The following is a 13,306-nucleotide window of genomic DNA, read 5'->3' on the forward strand; positions in this document are numbered from 1 at the left end:
CAAACTATTTTATAAGTCGTGGGGCTTTCTTTTGTACGGTATATTTTTTACGGACTCGAACCTACGCTTCAAGCGGTTCAGGCATAGCCTTCACCGAGACTCGTCTAAAAACTTGCCTCGCAAGTTTTTTCGCTTCGCGACCGACTCGCTACCTATTGCCCCTACCTACTTAAACAAACTATTTTATAAGTCGTGGGTTTTTCTTTTGTACGGTATATTTCCTACGGACTTGAACCTACGCTTCAAGCACAGCCCTCAGCGAGACTCCCCTAGAAACTCATCTCACGAGTTTCTTCGCCTTTGGCGACCGGTTCGCTAGGTTCTGCGCGGTTCGAGCCTAGCTCTCACCGAGAGTTACTAACGGTACTGATTGACCAAAAATAATCTTAATTATAGAATACTTTATGATTCAAGCAGAAAAATTTGACACGCCTTTTAAGGGGCGCTCTCTTCTAACATGGCTTGACTGGGAGCCGGAAGAGATTTTACAGATTCTTGATTACGCATTTCTGGTAAAAAAACAGGCTCATGCGGGTGAAGTCCACCAGCGTTTTCTGGGCAAAACAATTGCATTGATTTTTGAAAAGCGTTCCACACGCACACGCTCATCTTTTGAAACTGCCTTTGGAGAAGAAGGCGGTCATCCTGTTTTCATGTCAACGGACGACATCCAGCTCGGCGGAAAGGAAAGTGTCAAAGACACAGCACGAGTTCTGGGCCGCATGTTCAGTGCAATCGAATTCCGTGGTTTTAAACAGGAGCATGTTAAGCAGCTCGCAGAATTTTCAGGAGTTCCGGTCATCAACGGGCTCACGGATGATTTTCATCCTACTCAGGCACTTGCAGACATAATGACACTCAAAGAGAATTTTGGAACTCTCAAAGACTTAAAATGGGCATTCTGTGGTGACGGACGAAATAATGTTGCCCGCTCACTTATGATTATTTCAGCCAAACTCGGAATTGATTTTGCGATTTACTCACCTAAAGAACTTTTCCCGCCAGCCGACATTCAGGAAATCTGCGCTCCAATTGCAGCAAAAAGCGGCGCAAAAATTGAAATTTCTGATCAAATTTCAGTTGTAAAAGGTGCCGATTGCCTTTATACTGATGTATGGGTTTCGATGGGCGAAGAATCGCTCAAAGAAGAACGAACGCGTCTTCTTTCACCGTATCAGGTAAATTCAAAACTCATGGCAGCCACAGGCAAAACCAGCACAATTTTCATGCATTGTCTGCCAGCTGTTCTTGGGCAGGAAGTTACCGAAGATGTTTTCGAAAGTCCTGCAAGCAAGGTGTGGGATGAAGCCGAAAACCGCAAGCATACCATCAAGGCTATTATGCTCGCTCTAATCTAGGACATTGAAACACAAAAGACCATTTGGTCAAAAAGGAGATTCTATATGAAAAAATTATTCATCTTGACAATGCTTCTTGGCATAGGCGTTTTGTTCTCTGTTTCTGCAAAGGATAAATCACATTACAAAAATGAATATCAGGAAGCAGAAATCACTTATCACAATGTACAGGTTTACAAAGTCCTTGACCACAAAGACGCATACATTGTTATGTACGCAAAAGGTCATCGTGAAGTCGGTACAGTTACCATTCCCAAAAAATGGTACTCATCTGCTATGACAGCAGACTCAAAACTTCACTTCCGTGCATTGCCAAACGGAATGAATCCATACATGACTGTTGTAAAGCGCGCTGGTGCATTTGAACGAGTGTTCCTCACACTCCCAACTTCAAGAGCACTTCCAGTATGGGGCGTTGCAGATCTTACTGTAAAAGTTGACGATTTGGACAAAGAATCTCTCGAAATCGTCTACTAATAAAACACATTTTCCCGTCAAAAAAGGGCTGTAAAATGGAGCTTGCTTCATACAGCCCTTATTTTTTTCTATGCCAAAGGATTAAACTATTATGCAGATTATTTCTGACGAAAAAATCACAGAATTCAACAATTTTCTCAACAAACATGATTTTTTTTATGTAATCGGACACAAAGACCCTGATGGAGACGCAATTTACAGTTGTCTAGCCATGAGAGATTTACTCGAAGCAAAGAACTTAAACTATCAGCTTTTGTCGGCAGGGCCTTTCAAGAGACAGGAAATCCGCGCTCACGCAAAGCTCTTCTCAAATCAGATGACCTTTCTTTCAGAACCGGAGCGTAAAAAGGCTGCACTTATAATTCTCGACTGTTCGGAAATGCTGCGTCTTGGAGAAATAGACGGCGATTTAAAAAATCTCGATACATTCATAATCGACCATCACAAAACGGCAGATGTAAAAGGAAACTGTATAATCGATCCGACATCCCCAGCCACTGCATGTCTCGTTCAGCAGCTTTACGAAAAAATTGTTGGTAAAATCCCTGAAAAAACAGCTCAGAATTTGTTTTTCGGTCTTTCAACGGACACAGGTTATTTCCGTTTCTTAAACACTGATTCAGCGGAAGTCTTCAGAATGGCAGCTCGTCTTGTAGAATCAGGAGCAAATCCACGAAAGACATATGATGCAATAACAGGCGGAAAACCTTATTCTACACGAAAACTTCTCGGACTAATGCTCGAAAGAACGGAACGACGCTATGGAAACCGGCTTGCAGTCACATACGAAACAATGGAAGATACAAAGCAATGGGGGCAGGAAGGAAGAGATTCAGATGCACTATACTCACTGCTTCTTTCTGTAGACGGAATTGATGCTGTGCTGTTTGTGCGTCAGGATACAGAACTTACCTGCACATGTGGATTCCGTTCCCGTGACAAGGTTGATGTAAGTGCGATCGCGGCAAAATTTGGCGGTGGCGGCCATAAAAATGCGGCAGGTTTAAGCATAGACGGAAAACTTCCTGATATCCTCGAAAAAATCTGTGCTGAGTTCAAGAAAGTCCTATAGGTTAAACGCTAGATAATTAGAAAGCTGTCCATTCATCGGGCAGCTTTTTTTGTTGGATTTTGTTGGATTTTGTTGGATTTTGTTGGTTTTTGTTGGTTTTTGTTGGTTTTTGTTGGTTTTTGTTGGATTTTTGTTGGATTTTTGTTGGATTTTGCTGGATTTTTGTTGGATTTTGCTGGAAATCCTGTTTTTTTTCAATAATTAAGACTTGGCACGCATATTGCTTTAATAAAAGTGGAGGCAATATGAAAAAGATTGACATTGAAGATTTACCTGAATATGTACGGGAACACAAACTTACAAAAAAGGAAGCCACAAAAATCATCTGGGAAGAAATTTACATGAATCCGAACAGGTACGGACTTATGTACTTTTCGGAAGATCAGAAAAGCGACCTGCTTATATTCATGCAAAAACACTTCGAAAAACTCTTTGATAAGTTCATACCGGGAACAATCACTTTCAGGACATTTATAATAGGCTGCATAACAAATCATAAAAAGCAGTTTTTGAAAAATCAGATGATGAACGAGGTAGAAAGACGGAGCTTAATAGCTTATTTCGAAACAAAACTTGAAGAAGATTCCCAAAAATACCTCATTAAAATCGCAGAGGATGATGAAATCGAAACTTGCCCAAAAAACAAGACATTTTCGGACATCACAAACCAGGAACTAGGTAAGCTGGACAAACGCAATAAGAGGATTGCCGAACTGACAGCCCTTGTCCTTATGATGAAAGCCTGCAAGGACATCGACGATGACATGTTAAAATCAATAAGCGACTTCACCGGAATCCAGAAAAATGTGCTTTTTAAAACGATTGAAGAACTGAAAGAATCGATGGCCAGAAAAGATGAAAGAAGCCAGGTTTTGATACAGAAAAGAAACAATGCGTTCTTTTTCCACCGCAAATACATGCAGGAGATGAGAGCACCAAATGCGAACGAAAAAAGACTGGTAGAACTAAGAAAGAAATATGCAAATCAAACGAAAAAATGGGAAAATCATAACAAAAATCTTTCTATCCGTTCAAATTCTCCCTCAAATGAAGAAATCGCACGAATCATCGGAATAAAACCAAGAACTGTTTCTTTCTATATTAACCACGCAAAAAATGAATCAAACAGGCTGAGGATTCAAAAATTCTTCAATAAAGAAAGAACCGACGATGTTCCAGAAAATGAGAATACACAAGACTACTAGACAAGATTCATGGTATTCAGTATGATTTTGCTGAGGTAAAAAAAATGAGCTCAAAAAAACGACTTTATCTTGCATCTGGCAATAAGCATAAACGCGCAGAAATGCAGCAAATTCTCCCTGATTTTGAGATTAGAATCCCAAGTGACGATGGAATTAATTTTGACCCGGTTGAAGATGGCAAATCTTTCTATGAAAACTCACTGATAAAAGCACGCGCCCTCTGGGAACTTGTTCATGAACCAGTTATTGCTGACGATTCAGGAATTTGTGTTGACGCGCTGAATGGCGAACCAGGCATTTTCACTTCACGATATGCTGGTCCGTCCTTCATGCACGGAAAGCCTGACGGAACCAAAATCTCTCAGGAAGAGCAGAACCGCTTTCTGATTGAACAACTGAATGCAACAGGCTCTTCTGACCGTTCCTGTCACTACACATGCGCAATGGTCCTTCTTTTAAATCCAGACAGATTTTTTGTCGCACAGGAAACCTTTGAGGGTGAGTTGATTACTTCAATCGAAAAACAGGCAGGAACAGGCGGATTCGGCTACGATCCAATTGTTTTCCTTCCTCAATATAATAAAACGGTTGCTGAAATTTCCGCAGATGAAAAAAACAAAATCTCGCACCGAGGAAAAGCTGTCAGGGCAATTGCTCAGATTCTTGAAAAGCTCGATTTTTAATCAAAAAAGCATCTAATGGCAGCAAGAACTACAGCGATAATGCAGACGATTTCTGACAAAACTGGGTTAGAAACATGTCTTATTATCCTGTTGCGGTAAATTCATCAAATCAATAAAATAGAAGAGAAAATTAAACACGGATAAATGCCGATACACTTGAATTACAAAAATTTCAACTGAGTTCATCTGCTTATATCCGCGTCAAAAAAAGGACAAATAAAATGCTTGATTATCGATTTATTAAAGAACATCTTGATGAAGTAAAAAAGAACATCTCTGACCGAAATATGGTCGCAGATGCAGATCTTGTCGTAAAACTGTTTGACGAACGCACAGCACTCACAACAAAACTGCAGGCATTGCAACAGAAAAGAAACGAAAATGCAGCTTCAATGAAGCAGAAACTCGATGCCGAAACTCGTGCAAAATATATCGAAGAAGGCAAAAAGATTAAGGATGATGTTACTGCCGCAGAAAAAGAACTTGCTGAAGTCGAAGCAAAACTTGATGAAGCAGGTCGCCAAATTCCGAACATGCACCATCCTGACACTCCAATCGGAAAGCTCGATACCGAGAACCTTGAGGTCAAAAAGGTCGGCACTCCTCGCAAATTTGATTTCCAGCCAAAAGATCATGTTACTTTGGGCGAAGAGCTTGACATCATCGATTTTGAACGGGGAACTAAAGTAAGCGGTCCGAAATTCTACTATCTTAAAAACGAAGCAGTTTTCCTTGAACAGGCACTTATCATGTATGCATTGGGTGTTCTCCGCAAGCATGGATTCACACATTTTATTACTCCAGATGTTGCAAAGCAGGAAATCTTGCAGGGCATTGGTTTCAATCCGCGTGGAAACGAATCTAATGTATACTGCATCGAAGAAGAAGGAACATGTCTTGTTGCAACAGCAGAAATCACTTTGGGTGGCTACCACGCAGGCGAAATTCTTGACAAATCATCACTTCCGCTTTTCTACTGCGGTCTTTCTCACTGTTTCCGCCGAGAGGCAGGTGGAGCCGGTCAGTTCTCAAAAGGCTTGTACCGAGTTCATCAGTTCGACAAGGTTGAAATGTTCGTCTACTCTCTTCCAGAAGATTCAGACAAAATCCATGAAAAACTCCGCTTGATTGAAGAAGAAATTTTCGAGGGACTGGGCTTGCCTTTCCATGTCGTTGACACTTGTACAGGCGATTTGGGCGCACCAGCTTACAGAAAATGGGATTTGGAAGCATGGATGCCTGGCCGTGCAACAGAAGAGCATCCGGAAGGTGATTACGGCGAAGTTACATCTACATCAAACTGCACCGATTATCAGGCTCGCCGTCTGAATGTTAAATATCATGACGATGACGGAAAAAACAAGTATGTCCACATGCTCAACGGAACTGCTATCGCCGTTGGACGAGCTATGCTTGCAATTCTCGAAAACTATCAGAATGCAGACGGTTCTGTTACAATTCCTGAAGTTCTTGTTCCTTACTGCGGATTCGACAAAATCGTTCCAAAAGCACAGAAAAAGGATCCGATTTATCATCCGGCAAAAAAATAAATGGAAAACAGCAGATTTTTGAGAGGCATTTTCTTCTTTCTCATCTTCATGAGCATTGTTCTGGCAGGCTTCCTGCTCAAGCTCATGGAGAGTTTTTTCAAGCCTGTAGTCCTCTCAGTTCTGCTGGCCTGTGTTTTTTATCCTTTCATACGAAAACTGAACACAAAATTCAAAATTCCTTGGTTTCTGGGAATTTTGATTGTCTACACCACTTTTCTAGTCATCTTTTCAGGTCTTGTAAACATCTTAAGTTCAAGCCTTATGTCAATCGTGGAGTCTTATCCAAAATACGAAGAAAGATTCCGCACAATTTACCGTACAATGCAGGAAAGTTTTGCTGCAAATTCAGATTCCAGTCTGCTCAATTTTTTCTTCGATTTCAATCAGGATCAGACTCTTCTCGAAAATATCAGCAATCAGCTTAATATCCTTTCACTTCTAAAGAATTTTGCTGTAAATTTCACCAATTCGCTTGTTTCTTTCATGAAAAGTACTTTTTTGGTTCTTCTCTTTTCAATTTTTCTTCTTCTTGAAATGAAATTCATAAAAATCAAGATTTCAACGGCTTTTTCAAGCGAAAACAGTACCAAAATTCATGACATAATGAGCAGAATAGCAATCGATACAACGCATTATGTTTCAATCAAATTCTTAATTTCACTTGCGACTGGAATTCTCATGATTCTCAGCTGTCTTGTTGCAGGGATTGACTTTCCGCTCGTGTGGGGCTTTATTGCTTTTCTGCTGAATTTTGTGCCAACTTTTGGTTCAATTATCTCAACAGGGCTCACAGTGGTTTTTGCATTCATGCAGTGCTATCCTTCTGTCCTTCCTGTTATTTTTCTTGCGATTTTTCTTGCAGTAATGAATATCTTTTTGGGAAATGTGGTTGAGCCAAGAATCGAAGGCGAAAATCTTGGAATTTCTCCTTTTGTGATTCTTGTAAGTCTTTCTCTCTGGGGATGGCTCTGGGGTTTTTTGGGCTTAATTATCGCAGTTCCGCTCATGGTAATCATCAAAATTTTCTGCGAAAACATCTCCTACCTTCGGCCAATCGGGATTCTTTTGGGAAGCGGCAAAACTGCACGACAAGATTAAGCGAACGGCACTCATAAGAATGCCGCCCGTTCTTTTTGCATTTCAATTAGCAAGACTTAGATTTTTGGAGTTTTTGCAAGACTTGCGGCAATTTCATCATCAGTCGGAATATAATCGCTCATTGTGCCGTCGTTGAATGCCTTGTAAGCGTACATGTCGAAGTAGCCGGTACCAGTGAGACCGAAGAGAATTGTCTTTTCTTCGCCTGTTTCTTTGCACTTCAATGCTTCATCGATTGCAACGCGGATTGCATGGCTTGATTCAGGGGCAGGCAAGATTCCCTCTACTCGGGCAAATTCCTGTGCTGCCGCAAAAACAGCTGTCTGTTCGACAGAGCGTGCTTCCATGAGACCGTCATCGTAAAGCTGAGAGAGAATTGAGCTCATACCGTGATATCGCAAGCCTCCCGCATGGTTTGGTGAAGGCATGAATTCGCTTCCGAGAGTGTACATTTTTGCAAGCGGACAGACATGGCCTGTATCGCAGAAGTCATAGACATATTTTCCGCGAGTGAGTGAAGGACAGCTTGCAGGCTCTACAGCGATGAACTGATAGTCAGCTTCTCCACGAAGTTTTCGGCCCATGAACGGAGAAATCAATCCGCCAAGGTTTGAACCGCCACCAGCACAGCCGATGATTACATCAGGTTTGATTCCGTATTTATCCATTGCGGTCATCGTTTCAAGACCGATTACAGTCTGATGAAGAAGAACCTGATTCAAAACGCTTCCGAGAACATAGCGGTAGCCTTCCTGCTTTGTGGCAGCCTCGACAGCCTCAGAAATGGCACAACCAAGACTTCCGCCAGTGCCAGGGAATTCAGCCAAAATCTTTCGGCCAACTTCAGTCGTGTCGCTTGGAGAAGGAGTGATTTTGGCACCGTAAGTGCGGATTACTTCACGACGGAATGGTTTTTGCTCATAAGAGACTTTGACCATGTAAACCTGACAGTCCAAATCAAAGTACGAGCATGCCATTGAAAGAGCCGTTCCCCACTGACCAGCACCAGTTTCAGTCGTAACGCCCTTTAAGCCCTGTTTTTTAGCATAATAAGCCTGTGCTATTGCGGAATTGAGTTTGTGACTTCCGCTCGTGTTGTTACCTTCGAATTTATAGTAGATTTTAGCAGGAGTGCCAAGCTTCTTTTCGAGACAGTAAGCGCGCACAAGAGGAGCAGGACGGTACATTTTGTAGAACTCACGGATTTCGGCCGGAATAGGAATATTTGCAGTTGTATCGTCAAGTTCCTGTTTTACAAGCTCGTCACAGAAGACATGAGAAAGTTCTTCGGCTGTGCAAGGCTTTCCTGTGCCGGGATTCAAAAGCGGTGCCGGCTTGTTCTTCATGTCGGCACGCACATTATACCATGATGTTGGAAGTTCGTTTTCAGCAAGATAAATTTTGTAAGGGATTTTTTCAGACATTGATTTTCTCCAAAATATTTCTATTTATAGTAACATCAATTATACAGTTAAAATCCCTATACAGCAAGACTAAAAAACTACTCGCACTGCATTTTGATTACATAGCTTTCGTTTGCCGGAATCTCCACGATGAGAGAATCCCCTTCAACTCGACTTTCAAGCTGCTTTCCGAGACAGTCTTTTTTAATTTTTTGCGCCCTGAGATTAAAGTAAGAAAGCGGCAATGCAACCGTTCTATTTTCTGAATCAGCGGAACAGATTGTAAAAATCACTTCTTTTCTTGTAAATCGAGCGAAGGCAGCGACATAATCTTCTGAACTTACAAAGGCAAAACTTCCTGAACGCAAAGCCTCTTCATTTCGACGAAGCTGAATCAGTTTTTTATAAAAATTCCTGACTTCGATTGATTTCTGCTTTTCTTCCCAATTCCAGTCAAAAGGATACCGACATTCATCAATCGACTCTTCGCTTCCGTCAAGAAAGATTTCATCTCCATAATAGACACTTGGAGCACCTGGCAGCGTAAAAAGCATTGTTACGGCCGCTTTCAAGCCTGATTCCTTGACAGAGGAAATATTGTGAAGACGAATTACATCATGGCTGTCGATAAGATTAAACTGAAGGAACTGCATCGGACCGGGAAGCCTTGCATAAAACTGGCAGATTCTTTCTTTCAACTGCTGTGCCGTCATTTTTTTAACAGGAAGGCCCAAAATCTCGTTTCGCTCATGGAACAAATCTTTTGCACCGGCAAAGGCTCTGAGAACTCTTGCACAGCCAAAATAATTCATAGTGGCATCCCAGGCTTCTCCCTGCAAGTCAGAAGAGCAGTCGCCCCACTCTTCAGCGACAAGATATGCGTCCTTTTTAACGGATTTAAGTTCTGTGTGGATTTCACGGATTACTTCATCATGAACATCCGCTTTTTCGTTGCGGGCCAAACAGTCAGCAACATCGAATCTCCAGCCATCAATGTCAAAAGGCTTTTTGAGCCACTTTTTAAGCACGGAATTTTCATCACGATAAATGATTTTCCGCAATTCATCTGATGAATAATTCAACTGCGGCATAGTCGGAACGCCGAACCAGGTATCATAATGATTATCTTTGTCAAAAAAATAAAATTTGCGCTCTGCACTCTCAGGATTATTGTATGCTCCAAAATCAGCAGGATAAAAATCAGAATCTTTGTTAAACCACTTTGCGCTGCTGCTCGTGTGATTGATTGAAATATCGAGCAGAAGCCTCATTCCGCGTTTGTGCATTTGCTCCGTGAGTTTTGCAAGAGCCTCATCCCCACCAAGATGCGGGTCAATTTTGAAATAATCGAGGGCATCATATTTGTGTGTTGACGGAGAGAGAAAAATCGGGTTAAGGTAAATTCCGTTGATTCCAAGTTCCTGCAGGTAATCAAGTTTTTCGATGATTCCGTACAAATCCCCGTTATGAAAGTCGAGATTCCTCCCTTCTTCATATTTTTTAGCTTTTTCGCCCCACTCTGAGGCAGGCCTCGCTTCAAATCCCTGATAAGAGTACTCGCCTTTTTTGACATCAAGGCTTTTGTCTCCGTTGCAAAACCGGTCGGGAAAAATCTGATAAAATACGGTGTCGTTCACCCAATGCGGATAGTCATAATCAGCAAGCAGAACGAAATCAGCTGAATCATCCGGGATATAATCTGTAAGGCTGAATCGGGTGTAATAAAAAATCTGGTCGTCTGTCCTAAGATAAAACTGATAGCAGAGCTTTTTATCTCGAATCGGCAGGGAAACTCTGTAATAGGCAAGACTACCCTCACTTTCCTGCTCTTTCATCAAATGCACGCTTTCAACGCCAAATTCCTTTGAGCGAAGGAAAACATCCCTTATCTCGCTGTTTTTCAACATTCTTATTGAAAAAGTAATTGTCTCGCCCCTCTTTGGAAGCGGATTGCTCACAAAATTTATGCTCGTGTCACTATAAACACTTTTTAACCATTCTTTCATTTTTTTCCTCAATTTTTTAATGTGCCCGTTCACCCTAAGAACGATGCGTTTCGCTTAAATGTTGCAGATTCTTTCCATGATTGCTTCGATAAATTCAGAACTTTCCTGCTCAAAAAGAAGTTTCTGGCAAATTTCGGCGGCATTTTCATTTTTTTCGATTATGCTGAAAATCTTCTCTTTGCGTAAAAAGTCGATTTTTGCCTTGTCGAGTAAATCAAAGCAGCGTGAAAGAATCATTTTTCGGTCGGCATCAGCATTTTTTCTTGTAGAAAGGCTCACCGAATCCATTCCGCTTTCGGGAACAGAAATACTCAAAGTAAGCTCTCGCCTTAAAGAATCGTATTTGTAATCATTTGCGGCCATTTTTTTGCCAGCATCAAGATTCACCTCAAGAACTTCATCACAGTTGAGGAAGTGAATTGTGCATTTGCGGTCTTTTGGTAGAAGATTTTTGTTTCCATCAGGGCTGTAAACAGAGAATTTGCCGTCTTCAGTAATTTCAAACTTTGTCTGAACAGAATTTGCCTCAGAAAGACTCTGAGATTCACCATCATCTTCAATCAAAGTAAAACTGCCCTTTGCACCAAGCGCAACATAAAGTTCAAGCTCTTTTGGAAGAGAAATTGCAGAATCCTTTATCTCATTTTTTGAGGCAAGAGGCAAAATTCCACCGGCTTTTAAGAGAAGAGGGAAATCCTTGAGTGAACGGTACATGGTCAGCTTTTTCTTGCCTGAATATGTAATTCCCGTGAAAAGATCCGTGTAAGAGCCTTCAGGAATCCAGACTTTGACCGAAGCCATCTGCAAATCCTTATTGACAGGACTTGTTATCGGGCAGGAAATCAGCTGAGAGCCAAAGAAATACTCATTCGGGAAGCAGTAAGCCTCATCTTCATCCGGATAATCATGATACAACGGTCTCAATGGAAGCTCAAAATCACAAGAAAAACGGACATTCATCGTGTAAAGATAAGGAATCAACGCGTGTCTGAGTGACAAAAAGCGCTTTATAATAGAAGCTTCTGTTTCGCCGAATCTCCACGGTTCCTTGTGGTTGAATTCACTTGCCGAGCTGTGCAGGCGCATAATCGGTGAAAATACGCCGTACTGAACCCAGCGAACCTGAAGTTCCTCGTCGTATGAGCCGAGCATGTGACCGCCAATGTCATGACTCCACCAGCAGTAAGCGACATTGCTCGCCGTAGCAGTAAAATATGGCTGGAAAGCGAGGGATTCCCATGAAATAACCGTGTCACCCGAAAAACCGACCGGATAACGATGACTTCCTTCGCCTGAATATCGGGAAAGAATCAAAGGCCGACCCGAAGCTTTTGCGTTATCAAGAAAATGATAATGATTCAAAAGCCACAGCGGATCCAGATTTTTAAGATTCGTGGTTTCGCCCTGCTGCCAGTCAATCCACCAGAAATCAACGCCCTCTTCTTCGCGCGGATAATGCAGACATTCAAAATACGCTTCGACGAATTTGGGATTCGTAATATCAAACGGAATGCTCTGACCGTCATCTTTAAGATTCAGGGCTTTTTTCATCTTGTGATAGTATTCTTCGTGGCGGCCGACACCTTCAGCCGGATGAACATTCAGAGAGACCTTCAGGTTGCGTTTATGAAGTTCTGCAAGGAATTCTTTTGGATTTGGAATCAGCTCATTGTTCCATGAATAGCCGGTCCAGCCGCTTCCGATTTCACGGTCAATCTGAGTCAAATGCCAGTCCATGTCAATCATCGCGACACTCAAAGGAATTTCCTGTTTTTCGAATTCCTTCATTAAATCAAGATATTCTTTTTGAGTGTAACGATGATAGCGGCTCCACCAGTTACCCAATGCCCATCTTGGAAGCAATGGCGGTCTGCCAGTCAAAATCAGAAAATCCTTGAGGGCCTGCTTATAATCATGAGCATAGCCGAAAAAATAAATGTCCGTACCGTCAAAGTCTTCCCTGGCCCGCAAAGTTTCGTCTTCATTAATCAGATAACTTTTGCTGTCGTCAAGCACTGAAAGCCCAGAGCGGGAGATAATTCCCTCTTCAAGTTGAATGGCACCGTTCGCATTGTCCAAAGTGCGTGCAGTTCCCTTCAGAGTCTTGATTTTATCGCCATGATGCCAGGTTGTGCGACAGGCTGGATTTTTGAGTGTAATTTCCACGCTGTCACGAAGAGAGCAAGGCATAGAATAAACATCCTTACAGCGGACAATAAGCTCTGAAGTTTCAATAAGAATTTCACTTTCAGAGAGTGTTTTTTTGAAATCAACAGGACCTAAATCACGGTTCCAGATTTTTTGAGTTGCTTCGTCAGTAAAGCAGCCCTTTTCGCTCGTCTCAAGACGAACAAGAGACGGAGTTAGAAGCGTAATTCTGAACTGATTGAGGACGATGATATTTTCTTTGCGGGAAGAGGCCGCTTTGATTCGGTACAGTTCCTTCATTTTTTA

General features: G+C 41.9%; 11 protein-coding genes. 7 read left to right on the forward strand and 4 right to left on the reverse strand.

The genetic code is table 11. The annotated features are described in order from the left end of the window. Positions 1 to 404: 404 nt before the first annotated feature. The 3 genes from argF to Q0Q74_RS01510 all read left to right on the forward strand — a co-directional run bounded on the left by argF (position 405) and on the right by Q0Q74_RS01510 (position 2,907). Positions 405 to 1,358 carry an ornithine carbamoyltransferase gene (gene argF / locus Q0Q74_RS01500; protein WP_294427821.1) on the forward strand — a complete coding sequence of 318 codons (954 nt, stop codon included), beginning with the start codon at positions 405 to 407 and terminating at the stop codon, positions 1,356 to 1,358. 45 nt (positions 1,359 to 1,403) lie between these two features. Continuing rightward, positions 1,404 to 1,835, forward strand: coding sequence for a hypothetical protein (locus Q0Q74_RS01505; RefSeq protein ID WP_294427823.1), 432 nt, complete (start codon positions 1,404 to 1,406; stop codon positions 1,833 to 1,835). Positions 1,836 to 1,926: 91 nt separating this feature from the next. Further along, positions 1,927 to 2,907 (forward strand): bifunctional oligoribonuclease/PAP phosphatase NrnA, encoded by a 981-nt coding sequence (locus Q0Q74_RS01510; RefSeq protein ID WP_294427824.1) that lies wholly within the window; start codon positions 1,927 to 1,929, stop codon positions 2,905 to 2,907. A 16-nt stretch (positions 2,908 to 2,923) separates the two neighbouring features. On the opposite strand, the gene Q0Q74_RS01515 is transcribed toward Q0Q74_RS01510, so the two are convergent. Next, entirely contained in the window at positions 2,924 to 3,169 is a 246-nt protein-coding gene (locus Q0Q74_RS01515; protein ID WP_294427825.1) for a hypothetical protein, read from the reverse strand. Here Q0Q74_RS01515 and Q0Q74_RS01520 point away from each other — a divergent pair. From Q0Q74_RS01520 to Q0Q74_RS01535, 4 genes are all read left to right on the forward strand, one after another. Continuing rightward, positions 3,153 to 4,112: a hypothetical protein gene (locus Q0Q74_RS01520; RefSeq protein WP_294427826.1), complete on the forward strand. Its 960-nt coding sequence runs from the start codon at positions 3,153 to 3,155 to the stop codon at positions 4,110 to 4,112. The genes Q0Q74_RS01515 and Q0Q74_RS01520 overlap by 17 nt on opposite strands. A 44-nt stretch (positions 4,113 to 4,156) precedes the next feature. Then, positions 4,157 to 4,795, forward strand: a complete 639-nt coding sequence (locus tag Q0Q74_RS01525; RefSeq protein ID WP_294427827.1) for a non-canonical purine NTP pyrophosphatase — start codon at positions 4,157 to 4,159, stop codon at positions 4,793 to 4,795. 221 nt (positions 4,796 to 5,016) lie between these two features. Next, positions 5,017 to 6,345, forward strand: coding sequence for a serine--tRNA ligase (gene serS, locus Q0Q74_RS01530; protein ID WP_294427828.1), 1,329 nt, complete (start codon positions 5,017 to 5,019; stop codon positions 6,343 to 6,345). Then, entirely contained in the window at positions 6,346 to 7,443 is a 1,098-nt protein-coding gene (locus Q0Q74_RS01535; RefSeq protein ID WP_294427830.1) for an AI-2E family transporter, read from the forward strand. Positions 7,444 to 7,499: 56 nt separating this feature from the next. Here the strand turns inward: Q0Q74_RS01535 and Q0Q74_RS01540 are convergent, their stop codons facing one another. From Q0Q74_RS01540 to Q0Q74_RS01550, 3 genes are all read right to left on the reverse strand, one after another. Continuing rightward, positions 7,500 to 8,867 carry a TrpB-like pyridoxal phosphate-dependent enzyme gene (locus tag Q0Q74_RS01540; protein ID WP_294427832.1) on the reverse strand — a complete coding sequence of 456 codons (1,368 nt, stop codon included), beginning with the start codon at positions 8,865 to 8,867 and terminating at the stop codon, positions 7,500 to 7,502. Between the two features lie 77 nt (positions 8,868 to 8,944). After that, entirely contained in the window at positions 8,945 to 10,852 is a 1,908-nt protein-coding gene (locus tag Q0Q74_RS01545; protein WP_294427833.1) for a glycoside hydrolase family 13 protein, read from the reverse strand. Positions 10,853 to 10,906: 54 nt separating this feature from the next. Next, on the reverse strand, positions 10,907 to 13,300 hold the full coding sequence (locus tag Q0Q74_RS01550; RefSeq protein ID WP_294427834.1) for a TIM-barrel domain-containing protein: 2,394 nt from the start codon (positions 13,298 to 13,300) through the stop codon (positions 10,907 to 10,909). Between the last annotated feature and the right edge of the window lie 6 nt (positions 13,301 to 13,306).

The organism is uncultured Treponema sp. (assembly GCF_946187725.1).
Lineage (GTDB): Bacteria > Spirochaetota > Spirochaetia > Treponematales > Treponemataceae > Treponema_D.